At 69.1% G+C, this 16,582-nt stretch carries 13 protein-coding genes; 12 read left to right on the top strand and 1 reads right to left on the bottom strand.

What is annotated here, in order from left to right; all coding sequences use genetic code 11:
- Positions 1-245: 245 nt before the first annotated feature.
- The 9 genes from V6V89_RS18595 to V6V89_RS18635 all read left to right on the top strand — a co-directional run bounded on the left by V6V89_RS18595 (position 246) and on the right by V6V89_RS18635 (position 13,265).
- Positions 246-1,133 carry a replication-relaxation family protein gene (locus V6V89_RS18595; RefSeq protein WP_334620420.1) on the top strand — a complete coding sequence of 296 codons (888 nt, stop codon included), beginning with the start codon at positions 246-248 and terminating at the stop codon, positions 1,131-1,133.
- Between the two features lie 72 nt (positions 1,134-1,205).
- Positions 1,206-2,174 carry a replication-relaxation family protein gene (locus tag V6V89_RS18600; protein WP_334620421.1) on the top strand — a complete coding sequence of 323 codons (969 nt, stop codon included), beginning with the start codon at positions 1,206-1,208 and terminating at the stop codon, positions 2,172-2,174.
- Between the two features lie 110 nt (positions 2,175-2,284).
- Complete coding sequence (locus V6V89_RS18605; protein WP_334620422.1) at positions 2,285-2,563, top strand: DNA-binding protein; 279 nt, start codon at positions 2,285-2,287, stop codon at positions 2,561-2,563.
- A 120-nt stretch (positions 2,564-2,683) separates the two neighbouring features.
- Positions 2,684-4,147, top strand: coding sequence for a tyrosine-type recombinase/integrase (locus tag V6V89_RS18610; RefSeq protein ID WP_334620423.1), 1,464 nt, complete (start codon positions 2,684-2,686; stop codon positions 4,145-4,147).
- A 529-nt stretch (positions 4,148-4,676) separates the two neighbouring features.
- Complete coding sequence (locus V6V89_RS18615) at positions 4,677-6,125, top strand: hypothetical protein (RefSeq protein WP_334620424.1); 1,449 nt, start codon at positions 4,677-4,679, stop codon at positions 6,123-6,125.
- Positions 6,122-9,982: a DEAD/DEAH box helicase gene (locus tag V6V89_RS18620; protein ID WP_334620425.1), complete on the top strand. Its 3,861-nt coding sequence runs from the start codon at positions 6,122-6,124 to the stop codon at positions 9,980-9,982. The genes V6V89_RS18615 and V6V89_RS18620 overlap by 4 nt, the downstream gene beginning before the upstream one ends.
- Positions 9,979-11,187 (top strand): hypothetical protein, encoded by a 1,209-nt coding sequence (locus V6V89_RS18625; protein WP_334620426.1) that lies wholly within the window; start codon positions 9,979-9,981, stop codon positions 11,185-11,187. Before V6V89_RS18620 ends, V6V89_RS18625 begins: the two co-directional genes overlap by 4 nt.
- A 13-nt stretch (positions 11,188-11,200) precedes the next feature.
- Positions 11,201-12,685 carry a phospholipase D-like domain-containing protein gene (locus tag V6V89_RS18630; protein ID WP_334620427.1) on the top strand — a complete coding sequence of 495 codons (1,485 nt, stop codon included), beginning with the start codon at positions 11,201-11,203 and terminating at the stop codon, positions 12,683-12,685.
- 385 nt (positions 12,686-13,070) lie between these two features.
- Positions 13,071-13,265, top strand: a complete 195-nt coding sequence (locus tag V6V89_RS18635) for a hypothetical protein (protein WP_334620428.1) — start codon at positions 13,071-13,073, stop codon at positions 13,263-13,265.
- Positions 13,266-13,361: 96 nt separating this feature from the next.
- Here V6V89_RS18635 and V6V89_RS18640 read toward each other — a convergent pair whose 3' ends face one another.
- The gene (locus tag V6V89_RS18640) at positions 13,362-14,495 is read right to left on the bottom strand and encodes a helix-turn-helix domain-containing protein (protein ID WP_334620429.1); all 1,134 of its coding nucleotides are present in this window, start codon (positions 14,493-14,495) and stop codon (positions 13,362-13,364) included.
- 202 nt (positions 14,496-14,697) lie between these two features.
- On the opposite strand from V6V89_RS18640, the gene V6V89_RS18645 reads away from it, so the two are divergent.
- From V6V89_RS18645 to V6V89_RS18655, 3 genes are read left to right on the top strand one after another with little or no spacing between them, the layout of a single operon-like run.
- Positions 14,698-15,609 carry an AAA family ATPase gene (locus tag V6V89_RS18645; RefSeq protein WP_334620430.1) on the top strand — a complete coding sequence of 304 codons (912 nt, stop codon included), beginning with the start codon at positions 14,698-14,700 and terminating at the stop codon, positions 15,607-15,609.
- Positions 15,596-16,081 carry a hypothetical protein gene (locus V6V89_RS18650; RefSeq protein ID WP_334620431.1) on the top strand — a complete coding sequence of 162 codons (486 nt, stop codon included), beginning with the start codon at positions 15,596-15,598 and terminating at the stop codon, positions 16,079-16,081. The genes V6V89_RS18645 and V6V89_RS18650 overlap by 14 nt, the downstream gene beginning before the upstream one ends.
- Positions 16,078-16,578, top strand: coding sequence for a hypothetical protein (locus V6V89_RS18655; RefSeq protein WP_334620432.1), 501 nt, complete (start codon positions 16,078-16,080; stop codon positions 16,576-16,578). Before V6V89_RS18650 ends, V6V89_RS18655 begins: the two co-directional genes overlap by 4 nt.
- Positions 16,579-16,582 lie beyond the last annotated feature (4 nt).

Consider the following 16,582-nt stretch of genomic DNA (forward strand, 5'->3'; position numbering starts at 1 on the left):
TGCACTCGCCCTACTCAGACCATGTAGTGGATCAGGTGTCTCACGTCAGCCTGACAGAGAGGGCTTTCGGGGTCACTCTTGAGACTGACCCCAAGATGGACCTAATTCTCGTCTGTCAATGCAGTACGGCGCCGCTGTGCCTGATTCCTGACCTGCTCAGAAAGACCCGTCGGTTCTTCTCTCCCCCGGGGGGCGCGTTGCGTGTTTCGTCATCGTCTCGTATCGACTGAATTGAGGACTCTGCTGTGTCTGACCGTGTTCTTCGCGCGCAGTCCGTGCTGACCGCCCGCGACCACACCTTGCTGCAATGGCTGTACGACCACGGCGTGCTCACCACGTTCCAGATTGCCCATGCCCTGTTCCCATCCCTCGATTTCGCCCAACGCCGCCTTACCCGGCTGACAAGCCTCGGGTTGGTGGACCGGTTCCGGCCGTTGAAACCGGACGGCGGCTCGTTCCCGTTCCACTACGTGATCGACCAACTCGGCGTGGAGATCGTCGCCGCGCAACGCGATGAACCACTACCCCGGGCGGGGCTCGGCCGGGCCCGACGTCGGCGGTGGACCTCCGCGCGCACGCTGGGGCACCGGCTCGGCGTCAACGGGTTCTTCACCGACCTGGCCGGATACGCCCGCACGCACCCCGAACACGCGCTGGTGCGGTGGTGGCCGGAGTCCCGATGCGCACAGCCGGGCGCGTTCACCAGGCGGGACGACCCGACCGACCTCAAGGCCCGGCGGACACAGGTACACCCCGACGGGCACGGCATCTGGCAGGCCGGCGACCGGATGGTGCTGTTCTTCCTGGAGTACGACACCGGCACCGAGCCGGTCACCGAACTGTGCCGCAAGCTCGTCGCCTACTTCGCCCTGATGGACCGCGGCGGGCCGGCGTGGCCGGTACTGGTCTGGCTGCACGCCACCGACCGCGCTCTGCACCTGCATCAGGAGATCGCCGAACTGGGTCTGGACGAGCTGTCGGTGGCCACCGGCACCCGCGACCACGCCACCGCCGGCCGGCTGAGCCCGGCCGGCCCGGTGTGGTGGCTCCACGGCCACTCCGGCCTGCTCACCCTGGCCGACCTCGCCACCGCCCAGCCCCACCTGGACGACGACGAGCCCGGCTCCGACTGAGCACGCCCGGCACCGCCGGGCGGCACCAACCATCGCGCCGTACCACGGCGCACCACCTTGGAGGTACCGGTCGTGACGACCACCTATCCCAACCCGTTCACCATCCCCTCACCCAAGCCCGTCCCCGCCGACCTGTCGCTGTACGAGTTCGGGCGGACCACCAGCCGCGACCGCTGGGCGATCCTGATGATCGCCGAGCACCGCATCCTGACGACCGCCCAGCTGACCGCACTCGGGTTCCACCCCGAGCCGGCCGGCACCGAGCGGCGGCTGCGGATTCTGGCCCGCCGCGGCTGGCTGGACCGCTTCGCGATCGGTCCCACCCGCACCGGCACCATCGAGATCGTGTGGTGCCTGGGACCGCTCGGCGCGGTCCTGGCCACACACCCGCGGTATCCAAGCCCCAGCCCGGCCCACGTGTACCGGCAGCAGCAGCGGCTGCAAGCCGACCCACACCTCGCAGAACTGTGGGACCTCAACCAGTTCTTCGTCGACCTGGCCGCCCACGCCCGCGGGCGCGCCGCCACCGACCTGCGGACCTGGTGGTCACCGCGCACCTGCGCCGGCGCGATCGCACCGGCCAAACACCGTGTCTGGCACGGCGAGTACATCCACGACGGCCAGCGGTACGGGTTCTGGCTGGAACCCGACCACGGCGACACCACCCTCGCTTCCGTCGCGGGCCGGATCCACCGCTACCGGCCGGTCGCTGACCGGACTGGACTGGCCACCGTCCTGTTCCGGACAACCGACGCGCACCGCGAGGCCGCCCTGCACCAGCAATTGGCCCGGCTGAACCTGGACCAGCTCACCGTCGCCACCACCCACCCCGACGCCGGTCACCCCGCCACCCGGGTCTGGCTGCCAGCCCGGGCGCGCGACCGGTTGGCGATGGCCGACCTCCCGCCCACCGAACAGGTGGAACACCCCAACGAGCGCGCGCTGTTCCTCGACGCGCAGAACCTCGCCGAACACCCCATCCACGACCGGAGCCGGCCCGGCGACGAGTCCATTGTCGACGGTGGCTACAGCTACATCTGACAAGTCGTAAACCCCCTCGATACGGCGCACCTTGGCCCGTCCCGCCATCGCGCGGGGCGGGCCCGACGCCGTACAGCCACAGTCCTCGCCATTGCCCAAGGAGACTCACAGTGAGCAACACCCGCCGCAGCCGGACCGCCCGGCGTACCGGCCACCGCTCGGGCGGCGAACCGGCCTGGACCGCGGAATCGATCCGTGCGCTCGGCGCCACAACCGACCTGCGAACCGCCGCGCACATCTTCGGACTGGCGATGAGTACCGCCTACCTGCTGGCCAAAAATGGCCGGTTCCCGGTGCCAGTCATCCGTGCCGGCAGCCAGTACCGGATCCCGGTCCAACCGATCCTCGCCGCACTGCGCCTCGATTCGGACCCCAGCCAACCCCCGTAGCCAGAGCCACTCGTGACCGTCGACTTGATCGTCGGCGAGAGGCACGCGTTCATGTTCATCGACAAATCCGCCGCCACCCCATCACAGCGGCGACACCCTTCTGACCAGGAGAAACACTCGATGCCCGAAGGATCCATCACGAAGCGCTGCGGCTGCCGCGACCCGGACAGCGGCAAGCCCACAGGCAACAGCTGTCCGAAACTGCGGCGAGCCAGCGGCACCTGGAGCTCCGAACACGGCCACTGGCAGTACCAACTCGAACTCCCCGTCTCCGCCACCGGCCAGCGACGGCAACTACGCCGTGGCGGGTTCGACAGCTACCGCGACGCCCTGGCCGAACTCGACCACGCCCGCGCCCTGCTCGCCCTCGCCGGACGCGCCCGCGACCGCCGCACCGAGATCGGCGACCTCATCCAGGCCGCCGCCCACACCCGCCAACCGCTGCCCGACGTGGAGACCATCCGGGCCCGGCTGCGCGCCAACGCGTCCCTGGCAGAGGTCCCCACCGTGGCTGCCTATCTCACCGGCTGGCTCGCCGGATTGAGCGTCGATGCGAACACCCAGCGCGGCTACGCCTGCCACGTAGGGGTCCACCTCATCCCGCACCTCGGCGACATCCGCCTGGACAAGCTCAAGCCCCGCCACATCAGGGCCATGTTCGCCGCGATCGCCGACCGCAACACCGAGATACGCGCCGCCAAGGCAAGCACCGACCCGAGCGTGCGGGACGCCGTACGCGGCATCCGCCCCACCGGACCGGCCACCTGCCAACGCATCCGCGCCACCCTCCGCAAGGCCATCAACGACGCCCTCGCCGAAGAGATCATCGCCGGGATCACCAATCCCGCCACTCTCGTCAAAACCCTCGGTGACAAGGCACGGCCAATCGTGTGGGAACCCGAACGCGTCGCACACTGGCGCCAGACAGGACGGGTACTCGGCCCGGTCATGGTGTGGACCGACGACCTGCTCGTCGCCTTCCTCGACCACGCCGCCGTCCACGACCCCGACCTGTACCCGATGTTCCACCTCATGGCCTACCGCGGACCCCGCCGCGGCGAAGCCTGCGGCCTGCTCGACGCCGAAGTGCGGCTCGGCAGCAAGGAAACAACGATCAATAACCAGATCGCCACCCACGGCCACACCCTGGTCCAGAAACCACCCAAAAGCGACGCCGGCAACCGCGACCTCATCCTGGACGACGACACCGTCACCGTCCTCACCTCCTACAAGGCCCGCCGCGCAGCCCAGCGACTCGCCGCCGGCCCTGCCTGGCCGGACACCGGGCTGTTCTTCGTCCGTCCCGACGGCCGCCCCTGGCACCCCAACCTGGTCACCCGACGCTTCAACCGCCTCGTCCGCCAGGCAGGGCTGCCGCCCATCCGGCTGCACGACCTGCGCCACGGCGCCGCCACCATGGCCCTGGACGCCGGCGTCGACACCAAAGTCGTCTCCGAACAACTCGGCCACAGCACCATCACCCTCACCTACGACACCTACACCAGCGTCGTCAAACGCCTCCACCACGAAGCCGCCGACGCCGTCGCCAACAAAATCAAACAACGGCGTGACAAGACCGCCTGAGACGCTCCGCGTCCAGAACACCAGCGGCAGGCGTAGGCGCAACGAACAGAACGGGCCCGTCCAGGTCACACTGGACGGGCCCGTTTCGTGTTTGCTCAATGACACGGAGCACGTGCGTGATTGGGACGAGCGACGGACTCGTCGGACGGTCATCTGGATGCCCGCCTCCGATGTGACCACTGGCGACGGTTGGCACCAGGGTGAGACCTCAGTCTGGATCTTCCAGGATCGCTCCGAAATATGGTGCGAGCCTCAGCTTTCGGAACGTCCAGTCTCGGCAGACCGTCGGGCGGGTCGACACCGCGAAAATGATCTCGGTTTGTGCTCGGACTTGCCCCGGCTAATAGCTCTTTGGCGCCGGCCCCGCCCGTCGCCTGGCCCACGTTTCTACAGTCGTAGCGCAACACAGTCCGTGACCTAGTGTTCCGGTGCGTGCGCAAAGCGGCGACCGGAGCATGTAGTCGGAAGCGCGACGCAAGGTGTATTCGGGGCAGCGGCGACACCTGTCAGCCCACTAATGTGGCCGGCGATGGACGCCCTCGACAAGATGAATGCGCAACTGCTCCGGATCTTCCGGGGCGAAGAGCGGTATGGTGACGGACCTCCGGCTGAGCAGGCCCGTCGCTACCGGCTAAAGGAAATACTGCCGGTCACGGTGGCCTACGCGAAGCGTAACTCACCCAAGGTCCCGGACGATTCTGTTGATCTCCTGGTGAGCCTGTCGGGTTTCTCGCCGGAAACGACGATCCTCGCCTTTCATCTGGTCAATCCGAAGCGCCTAATGATCATTGGTTCGGAGACGACGCGCGCGAGCGTCGACGTGATCCAGGAAACTCTGAAACTGCCACTGTCCCGCCTCTACATCGAGGATTGCGAGCCGACCGACCCGCTCGAGATCTACCAGTACGTCCAGAAGGCCGCGCGGATGGTGCGCCGTGACGACGGTCCGGCCCGGATCATCATCGACATCACCGGTGGCAAGAAGGTGATGAGTGCCAGCGCGGCGCTCGCCGCCGCTCGGCTCGACCTGCCGATGTGCTATGTGGAAGGTGACTTCGATCCCGAGCTCCGCCAGTCACGGCCGGGTACCGAGCGGCTCGTGATCCTGCGTAACCCGACCGACCTGTTCGGCGACCGGCAGCTCGATGCGGGTCTCGCAGCGTTCCGCCACGGGGCGTACGCGGCGGCCCACGCCCAGTTCAAGGACGTGGCCGGCGCCGCCTACGAGCCCGCGTTCGCCCGCTTCCTGCGCGAGCTCTCCGCCGTCTACCAGGCTTGGTGCGACCTCGACTTCGCTCAGCTCAAGGGCCTGTCGGGGGCGCTGCGCGGCCGGCTGGCCGACCCCGGTTACCGGCCGGCGCCAGCCCTGGTCGACCGGCTGAACGCGCAGTTGGAGTTCCTGGACTCGCTCGTCCGCCTACACCAGGCCAAGCAGGAGGGTCCGCCGCTGCTGCTCAACTTCTACCTCCTCGGCAAGCACTACCAGCTGCTCGGCCGCCACGACTTCGCCGCGTTGCTCTTCTACCGCACGATCGAGAGCTGTTTCGCGCAGCGGCTCACCGTGCTGGGGTCCGGGTTCTCCAGCAGCCGTCCCGACTACTCCCTCCTGCACGCCGACGTCGCGGAGCTGGCCGCGCGGTACAAGGCCGTGGCGAGCGCCGTGCACGACCGCGAGATCACCGCTCTGCCGTTCGACGTGGGGCTACTCGACGCGGCCCTGCTGGCGCACGCGCTCAAGGATCCGATGGTCGACCTGCTCGGCATGGCTCAGCCCAAGTCGTTCGGGCACCTGAAGCGCCTGATCGGCGCCCGCAACGGCTCGGTGCTTGCCCACGGTGTCGACAGCGTCGAGCCGAGGCTGAGCGAGGAGCTGGCCACGTTCGCGCTGCGGACGCTGCGGGCGTTCTGGGCGCTGGCGTTCGGCCAGGAGCGGGTCGACGAGAAGATCGACGTTCTCGGGTTCGTGGTCGAGGTATGACGCAGCCGCTCAGCTTGCCCCAACGGTGGGTGGACGAGCTGACGCGCCAACGCATCGCGTCGATCCAGCCGTTGATCCACCTCAGCTACCTGCGCGGTGGCGTGGTGCTGCCGGCCGGGTGCACCACCGAGGACGTCCGGGCCGACCTGGAGCAGGAGGCATGGCTCGTCCGGGACCAGCGCCGCCGGGAAAACTGGTTCCGGCTCGGCGGCACGCGGTACGAAGTGGTGGTCAAGTCACGCCCGGCCGAAAACGGTGGCCACACCATGGCGGTCGCCTACGAGGTGAGCCTGCTCGACGCGGTGCCGCCTACGGTTCGGATGCGGCCGCAGGTCAGGTTCGTGAGCGTCTTCGACGAGTTTGGATGCGATCTCGGCGCGGTGCTGAAGCAATTGGAGGAGGCCGCGGCTGCCCGCTTCCGCCTGCAGCGGGCGCGGCAGCCCCCCGGCCTGCGGCGACACGGGTCCCTGCGCGCGCTCGTGAGCAAGGAGTATGGGCAGCTGGGCACCCTGCTGACTCTGCTCGCGGAGCGGGCAGCCCGTCAGCGGGACGTGGAGGTGGCCGGCACCGTCGTCGCTGGCGACCGGCCGCGGATCGAGCTCGACTCGCTGGCCGATGGCCTCAACCGCCGCCGGATCACGATTCAGGTTGAAAACGACGACTACAACACGCAGGTGTCGCGGGTGGACGGGCGGGTCCTCACCGTGGACCCGATCCGCGACTGGGACGTGCCGGCCGGCACCCGCGTCCAGGTGACCGCCGCCTCGCGCTTCGCGATGCGGCAGAACGCCGAGGCGCTGCAACGGTTTCAGCGCGACCAGATCGACGGCGACTGGGAAGACCTCGCCACGCTGCTCTGCGCCCCGAAGCAGCTCACCATGCCCAACCCGGTGCCGCAGCCGCTGCGCTACTTCTGCGACTCGGACCCGGACACCGAGCCGCTCAACCAGGCGCAGCGCGCCGCGGTGGCCGGAGCCCTTGCCAGTCCGCACGCGTACCTCATCCAGGGGCCACCGGGCACCGGCAAGACCACCGTGATCAGCGAGCTGATCCAGCAGCTCATCGCACGTGGTGAACGTGTGCTGATGCTCGCCCCCAGCCACGTGGCCGTCGACGAGGTGCTCAGCCGGGTCGGGCCAAAGCCGGGGGTGCGCGCGCTCCGGATCACCTGGAACACCGACAAGGTGGACGCCGAGCTGCACCCGTACCTCTTCGACCGGGTCGGCCGGGATCTGGCCCGCCGCGCTCTGCGCGAGGGGGCAGGCCGGCGGGCCCGCTGGTCGCAGCGCGCCGCGGACCTGGACGAGGAGCTGGCCCGGCTGGGCGACCTGCGCGACGCGCTGCGGGAGGAGCAGCGAGTCGCGACGGCGTACCGGGCGGCGATGGTGGAGCTGATCGCGTTGCGGGAGGCCGTCGATGCGCTGGCCGCCGAGGCGGATGGCGAGCTCGCCGAGGCCGCAGCCGAGCTGGACTCCGCGCACGAGGCGGAGAGTGCCGCGCTAAGCCGGGCGGCGAGGGCCGCGGACGCGGCCGCTGACTTGGAACGGACCGTGCGACCGGGCCTGGCGACACTCCGCGAGACCGTCGCGGACGCGCTCGACCTCGTTCGCGCGGTGGAGACCGCGCAGGCACAGGCGGCGGACGCTGAGCGCATGGTCGCCGACTGGTCGGCCACCATCGACGGCCGGGCCGCCCGACTGGATCAGTGGCGCCGGTACGCTGCCCAGACCGAGCCGGTCGTCAACTCCGGGCTCGCCCAGGCGGCCCAGCGGCTGGCCGCACACCGCTCCCACATGGCCAGGCAGCAGAACATCCGGTGGCTTGACCGCATCGGCCTCGGCACGGTCTACAGCGACCGGCGCGAGCTGGTCCGGCTTGAACAGGACTGGCAGCGCTGGGCCGACCGCAGGGCCCAGCTGGACCGGTCCGCAGCGCAGGCAGCCAAGGACGAAAGGGACCTGGCCGAGTTCACCGGGCACCGGGAGGCGTGGCAGCGGCTGCTGCGGGACCGGGCCGCGAAGTTCCGGGCCGCGGCGGACGCCTGGTCCGCCGGCGCGGAGCGGGTGGCGGCGGGTCTGGCGGAGGTCGTCGGCGGCGCACCCGGGCGCCGCAACCTCGCGGAGGGCTCGCTCGCCGACTGGACGAAGCTCTGCGACGGGCTGGTGACTGGCCTCGATCGGTTCCTCTCCGCGCCGCACAAGGGCCCGCGGCTTCCGGACCGCCCGGCGACGAGCCAGCTGAAGGCCCTGCTGGACCGGTACCAGAGCGTGGTCCAGCGAGAGGTCTCGCGGGCGGCGAATGCCCGGGCGGCGACCGAGCAGCGAGTGCGTGCGGAAGCCCTGGTGGCGCAGCGAAGGGCGCAGGCGGAGACCGTCCGCGCCGAGACCCGCGCGGACATCGAGGCCGCGACCGGCGCCGCGGAGCAGTGGCGGCAGGCGCTCACGGCGGCCACCGTGTCCCTCTCCGCCCTCGTCGGGCGCCACGACCGCGCCATGTCGCTCGAGGAGGTCACGAAGCAGCTCGACGTCGTCAGCGCGGAACGGGTGCGGATCAGCCGGTACGAGAAACTCCGCGAGCGCTGGGAGCGGTTGACCGCCGACCAGCCCGCCGACGAACTCGTGGAAGACGTTCGCAAATCCTTCGTCCGCGCCACGAACCTCGTCTGCGCTACCACCAAGGGCATCGTCAGCCGCGGCAGCCAACCCGTTCGCGACACCGACTACGACACGCTCATCGTCGACGAGGCGAGCCGCGTGACGGAGAGCGAGTTCCTCATCGGGGCGGTCCGCGCCCGGCGCTGGGTGCTGGTCGGCGACGAGCACCAGCTTCCGCCGCACGTGGACGGCGACGACGAGCAGCATCTGCATGCTCTCACCGCGATCCACCGGATGGAACGGGGGGCCGCGGCGACCCTGGACGCTGCCATTGACGACCTGGCCGTCCTGTGGAAGGAAGACGAGGAGCTGCACGAGTTCCGGCGGCGGGAGGTCAACGAGCTGGCCGGCAAGCTGCTGACCTCCGGCGAATGGACCGAGGGATACCGCGCCACGTTCCAAGACGCCCACAAGCACTTCAGCGACGACGACGGCGGCGACGCGGCGCTTCTGGCTGCGATGCGCCGCCACCTGGTGCACAGCCTGTTCCAGCAAGCGGTCAGCCGGTGCACGGACCAGCTGCGCACCCCGTTGCTGGTGCAACGGCGGATGGTGCCGGCGCTGGCCCGGGTCGTCCGCCAGCCGGTGTACGGGGGCCGGTACCTGGACCCGCCGCCCGAAGAGCTGGAGCGCATCGGGCTTCTGCCCCTCACCACGCCCACCTTTCCAGCGTCGGTCTCTTTCATCGACACCAGCCGGTACGCGGAGAAGGCGGAGAACCAGCAGGTGGGTCGCGGCTTCGCCAACCAACTGGAGCGGGAGGCTGTGCTCTGGGCCCTGCGTGCGTACGACCGGGAGCTGCTCGACGCCGGCGTGCGCAAGGCGAGCGTCAGCATCCTGGCTTTCTACAAGGCCCAATCGACGGCGCTGGCCGCGCAGATCGGCCGGATGAAGCTCCGGGTCCTGGAGCCCGGCGTTATCGACGTCATCGACGCGATCCAGGGCCAGCAGGCAGACATCGTGCTGCTGAGCTTCACGCGCGCCATCAGTGGCCGGCCGAGCAGCCGATTCGGCCGGTGGCTGCAGGACGTGCGCCGGCTCAACGTCGCCTGCACCCGTGCGCGGCGGGCGCTCGTGCTCGTCGGGCACGCCGACACGCTGCGCCGGCTCAACGGCGTGGACGAGGCGAAGGCCTTCTACGAGCACCTCTTCACGCTGTTCGCGGAGGATCCCGACTACCAGCTGAAGGGACGGTTCAAGTGAACCCGTCCTACGACTGGGGGCCGGTGCCACCCAAGCTGCCCCGCGGCGCGATCGCCGAGGTGACGGAGGTCCTGCTGCCGATCCACCTCTGGCGCGCGCCGGTCACGAAGGTGGTGCCGCAAGGTCTGTCCACAGTGGAGCAGTTTGTCATCGAGGCAGCGTTGGACCTGGGCGACATCACCGTGACGGATGTCGCCGAGGTCACCGGCCTGCCACCCGAGTTGGCCGCGCGCATCACCGCACGGGTTGCGGCGGTCGGCGTCCTGGCCCCGATCCCGGGCACGGAAGCGCCGCCGGCGGGCCCGGTGTACCAGCCGGTGTCGCCCGCCGCTGAGCAGGCGCTCGCGAAGGCCGCGCTGCACGAGTTCCATCGTGCGCACCTGACGTTCATGTACCTCCCCCGCACCGACGAGCTGCTCGCCTTCGAGGGAGGCGAGGGCGGGCCGGGCGCGCCTCTCGTGCACCGCCTCGCGTCGGCGTACCACGCTCCCATGCCGGCCGGCGTCGCCGGTGCCGACAGCGCCGAGTTTCTCAACGCCCGAATCTCGGCCGGCACCGTGCTCGGATTGCCCGACTGGGTGCACGCCGCTGAGCCCGACGAGAGCCGTCTGCCGGAAACCTGCCCGGCGTATCGCTGCCGCGGCCACCTAAAGGCGGATCAGGGCGCCGTGCTTCAGCTTGTGGATGCCAACAAGTCGCGGCGCACGCAGCAGGTCGGGTTCGCCAAGGTGGCGGTCGGCCTCAGCGGCTGGCTCGCCTCGCTGGCCGGATCCCTCGACGGCGCGTTCGCCGGCTGGGGCACGCCGTCGCTCAGCCCACAGCGGCTGACGCCGGACGGCGGAGGCTGGTCCTTCAGCCTGACCGACGAGCTCGCCCGCGCCGTGCTGGACGCGGATCTGCCGTTGACCCGCCCGCTCGGCCTCAGCATCCGTGACGAGGAGGCAGTGCTGTCGGTCGGCGTCCGGCTGATGCCGGCTGATGACGGCGCTCGGGCCACGTTCGCGCTGGATCGAGCCGTCGGCGTGGTGCTGGCGGTACCTCTTGAGCAGTTGCACACGGCCGCGCTGGCCGCCGCGATGGCGGCCGCCGTGACCGACTACGACGTCGCACCCACGACGGACGAGGTCCGCGCGGAGCTGTGGCACCGCCGCCAGTTCTTCCGGTTGTATGCGTTGAGGGCCGCCGATGACTTCGCCTACGACTGACAGCAGCGCCTCCGTGGACCTCGGGACACTTGTGGTGACCGGTGGTTTCTTCGTCTACCGCTTGGACGCTCCACATCGGACGCCCTTCGTACCGACGGCCGGCGCATCGCAGCGCTACCGGCACAGCCTCACCTATTCCGGCGGCGGCTCCACAAGCCGCGCCGACGTGCTGGAACTGATCGACAGCGCGCGCCGGAAGGTCTTCGTCGCCAGCTACTTCATCGGTGACGCGGAGGTTCGCGAGGCGCTGTGCCGGGCGGCCGAACGCCTGCGCGGTGGCGTCTACGTGATCTCGGCGATGACCGACCGGGACCTGAAGCGGGCGATCAACGAGGTCGGTGAGCACCGGCAGGTTGACGAGAAGATCGAGCGCAAGCGGTTCGAAGAGCTTACCAAGCACGGCATCGCCGTCCGTGCGTACGAGGGCTGCCACGCCAAGTTCGCAGTAGTGGACGATCGGGTGGCGCTGGTGTCGAGCGCCAACCTCACCACCGACGGCCTCGACACCACCGGTGAGAACGGCGTGGTGGTCGACGCACCAGCCGTCGCCGAGGTGATCGCGCGGTTCTTCGCGGTGCTGTGGCACGGCAGCAGCTGGGAGATGGCTATGACCGGCGAACCGGACGTCGGCGAGCGCACGGTAAGCGGCCCGCCGGTCCGGCTGCCCGCGCCGGAGCCGGACGCGGTCGGTCCTATCTGGACTCTCGGGGAACAGCAGTACATCCGCGAGGCGATCGCCAGCCTGATCCGATCCGCGCACAGTGAGCTGCTGCTTGCGACGTACAGCCTCGAGGGCATGATCCGCCACCCAGACCTGTTGCTGGATCACGTCCGGGACGCAGTGGAGCGGGGCGTCGAGGTTCGCCTCCTGCTGCGCGGGCGCAACCACATCGCGTCACACACGGCCGACGCGGCCGCGCTGGCGGCGTTGGGTGTCCAGCTGTACCCGTGCCGGCGAAATCACGCGAAGGGCGTGATCGCCGACCGGGAGCGGGGCGCCCTCTTCTCGGCCAACTTCGACGCCAGCCACGGCCTCGACCGAGACGTCGAGCTCGGCATGCGGCTCGACGGCACTCCGGCGCTAGCGGAGGCGCTCCGATACTTCGAGCACGCGATCGCCGAACGCGATCTCGACTACGCCCGCGATCCCGCCGCGCACGTTCTAGCAGCGCGCCTACACAGCTACGAGCTGACCCCGTGGCCGCTGCCCGACGAGTTGGGCCTGGTTGTCGAGGACGCAGACTGGACGTTCTTGTGCGACCTTACGGAGGGCCCAGTCCTCTTCACCGGCCGCGCCGAGGACGATCTGCGTATCTACGCCGGCCGCCGGGCGTGGCGGGTGACCCAGGACGAGCCGGCACGCCTGACGCGCGTGGCCGGCTCGCAGCCGATGACGGCGGCCGACCGGATGGCGACCTGGCTCACCGTGAAGCGGGACGAAAAGGCGAGAGCGCCGCGGGGTATCTGCGCCGCCAGGTTTCACCGCCTCACCCGATAGACCGGCATACTCGATCACGGTCTTGGAGAGTAGGCCGCATGGATGGAGCAGATCCGGACCGCTGGTCCGCCGTCGCCGCGCGCTGGGCCGAACTGTGGGCGGGCATGCCGATCAGCACAACGCCCGTCGCATGCCGTAGTGCGCAATAACCGTAACCAATGGCCAACTACCGAGACCCGTCACAACGCCCGACAGAGCGGCCCGGGAATACCCCGGACGACGGGCGACTTGACGTCCTTGGAGGGGTCAAGCGTTGATAGACGCGGTCACCGCCCAGCTGGCCCGCATGACGATGCCTTCCAGGCCCCGGGCCGCTGCTCAGCTGGGTGGTGACCCCTAGCCGACCATGTGCGCATGCGCCCGCCGAGCGAGCCACATGGCTTAGGTGCACACTCCTCTGCCCGCCGACCCAGGCCGGGTTTCCGCAAGCCAGAAAGCGATCGCGCCGCTGCGCCCCGATGTCGAGCGAGCCCTCGTGGAGTCCTATCTGCACGCGCCGCAGGCGGAGCGACGCAGGTGCCGGTCCGAGGATTTCTGTAAGCACGACGCGACCCAGCTCAAGGCACGCATCGGCGACTAAGTCTGTCGCGGGCGGCGAGGTAGGTGTCCGGTCGAGGTGGCAGGGAGGGCAACAACACCTATTGCCCCTCCGCAAGTTCGGCCAAGATGAGTTAGGTCAAAGTTCGACGGCAGGCCGCTCATCTGGCTCGACACCGACGATCATGCGAACTTCTTCATCTGGGAGTCCGGCTTGTTGAGCTAGCAGGGCGAGCGGTACGCCAATGCCTGAGGCGACATCAACAGCCCGGCGTAACAACAGGGGGCGTTCCGGGCTTCCGAGGTTGCCGGGTTCGTGTTTTCGCCACCCTTTGGCGGACATGACCTTCAGCGCTTGCACATAAATGCGTTCGTCCATGACATCGAGGGTGAATGCTCGTCTGAGAAGCGCGCCGATGGAAACGTGCCAGTGCGCCTTGAGCCGCAGAAGCGTTGGCCAGTCGGCCTTAGCGGGTAACTGACCTCTGATTTCGTCGGCTGGCATGAGGAACGCTGCGGCAAACTGATTCGCCTGTGCCTCGATGACTTTATTCCCGGCTTGATCTTCGCGATGTAGGACGAGGTGCGCAAGTTCGTGTGCAGCATCGAACCGAGAGCGGTCTCGAAGGTTCTTGTCAGCGCCCAGCACGACTACGGGACGGTCAGCGAAGGGCACAGAGAACGCGTCGATCTCTGTGTGGCCGACGTTAAGTCTGGTCGTTACGATTCCATGGCGTTCGAGAAGGAGCACCATATCGTCGATCGGTCCTGGCGGTACTTGCCACTGCGTTCGCACATTGGCTGCGGCGCGTTCGATTTCCTCACGCGTGGCCTGGACACTAAGTTCGCCTTGTGTACGGGGCAAATCGACATCGGGAAGGCGCACAAAGCGCTCAAGCTCCCGTGCGACTTCTCGGGCGAGTTCGACGTGCGCGAGGGCGCGCTGCCTGTCGCGGGGAGGTGCCGAGCGGAGACTACGGAAGAAGCCGTTGGTCGCTCCGACCACGTCGGGGCGGGCGGGCGCTGCGAAGAATGCCAACGGTACGCGGAGCGCGACTGCTAGGCGCTGGAGTGTGGCGCTGGACGGCTTGGCGTGGCCCTGCTCGAACTGGCTCAGTGACGCGGCGCGTATCCCACCTATCTCGCGGGCGAGCTGGACCTGGCTGAGACCGCGCAGTTCGCGAGCCACTCGGAGCCGACGGCGATCGAACAGGACCGCCACGTCCGCGGCCGGCACGTCCGTCGGCTGGCTGTTGGCCATCTGTAGCGCCACCGCCTCACTCGCTCGGATCCACGGGCCCCTTTTGATCGATTGCAGGGCAGTTCAGACCTTATACCAGGCGAAACCGGGCCGCGCAAGAGAGAACGTGGCGACCTATGTGGTGAACGTGAGCGTGTGGCGTCGTGTAATCTGCGATGATCGCGAAACAGTTGTCGAAAACTGAGGCAGACGAGCTGAAGGGAGACGGAGCGCGGTGAAGGTACAGGAGTGCGTCGTGGTGAACGACGTCGTCCGCCACGACGCGCGGGGGCCGGCGCTGTGGGACGAGATCATCGTCCCGGAGGAGGTGAAGGAGCAGCTCGCGAACCAGGCGCTGTTGTCGTTGCTGGTGCGGCCGCGTTCGCCGTTCGTGGCGACCGCGCTGCACGGGATGTGCACGTTGTACGGGCCGCCCGGGACCGGCAAGACCACCTTGGCTCGTGGGCTGCCGCAGCAGCTGGCCGGCTACGTGTCGGGGCGTGAGGTGCGGTTGATCGAAATCAACCCGCACGGGTTGATGAGCGCCGAGCACGGCCAGTCCCAGCAGCGCGTCGACGAGCTGCTCGGCGACTACCTGCCGTCCTTGGCCGCAGATGGGATGCCGACGGTCATCGTGCTGGATGAGGTGGAGTCGATGGCGGTGGCCCGCTCGGCGGCCTCGCTCGCGGCGAACCCTGCGGACGTGCACCGGGCAACCGACGCGGTGCTGACCGCGCTGGACCGCAACGCCCAACTGCACCCGCACCTGTTCGTCGTGGCCACGAGCAACTTCACCAAGGCGTTGGACGAGGCGTTCCTGTCCCGGTCCGACGCCGCGATCCTGGTGCCGCTACCGGACACGGCCGCGGTACGGGCCATCTTGGCCTCCACGCTCAACGCCCTCGCCGAGACGTACCCGGCGCTTGGCCGGCTCGTGGACGACGACGCCTTGGCGGAAGTCGCAGCGCGGGCAGTCGGATTGGACGGCCGGCGCGTCCGCAAGGCCGTCTTCCAGGCCCTCGCTAGCACGCGCGCCACCGTTATCGAGCCCGGCCGGCTTGAGCTCAACGACCTCGCCGACACCCTGCAGGCTGTGACTGACCAGCAAGCGATGACGGCCGCAGGAGGTCGTGATGCTGCGCAGTAGGACGATCGTCGCCGCGCCGGTGCGCAGCGCGAGCGCCAGCTGGCAGGTCATCACCGACCTGGTCGCCGACACCATCGCGGTATCTGGCTTCTTGGCTAGGGGCGAGGCGGAGATCGCCATGCTGGCCGCCGCCCCGGCCGGCCGGATGCTCATCGCCGGCGGTCACCTGGACCGCCATCCCCTCGTGCTCGTCGTCGGGGCGGTGCACTGCGCGATCACCACGGTCTCCGGCACCGCGGCGCTGAACGCCGAGGAGAACCTCAACGTCATCCCTGGTGCCGCGACCGCTACCACCTTCACCATCTACCTGCCGTCCCCGCAGCCGCTGGTGAAGGTCGTCGCTGAGGCGGCCGCCGGTCACGAACGCCTATCGGTCGAGGCGCCACCCGCGTCGCAGCCGCGAGCCGCGGCGGCCGCCGGTGCTCCTTTGGTCGACACTGAGGCGCTGCGTGGGGCGGTGACGGGACGGTGACGACCACTGCCACACACTCATACACTCGGGTCCACACCGCCACACACCTGACCGAGGTCATCCTCGGGACGATTGGCGACATCCTCGCCGACCTCGGCATCCACACCGGACCGCTGCAAGCCCGGTGGGCGACCAACGAGAACGCCATCAAGGCGTGGATCGCCGAGGGCTCCCTCGCCATGGTGGTGCTCGAGTGCCACCCGCCCACGGGGCCGGCGAAACCGGTGATCGAGTTCCCCGTCGCCTACACCACCTCCGGCACCGGCGACGCCCAGTTCACCACCTCGCGCGCCCGACTGGCCCGCTTTTTGGCCAAGATCAACCGGGTCCCGGCCGGAACAACCTTTGGCCTGGTGTGCACGTTCAACGGCACACACAGCGAGCAGCCGGGCTGGAGCGCGACCACGCGCTCGTCCACCGCTGGGCTGCAGGGCCTCACCTTCGGCACGATCGGCACCGCCTCGCACGCCTCGGCCGGCCTGCGCTACTACCACTGACAGG

This window comes from Micromonospora sp. CPCC 206061, from assembly GCF_036906915.1.
GTDB lineage: Bacteria > Actinomycetota > Actinomycetes > Mycobacteriales > Micromonosporaceae > Phytohabitans.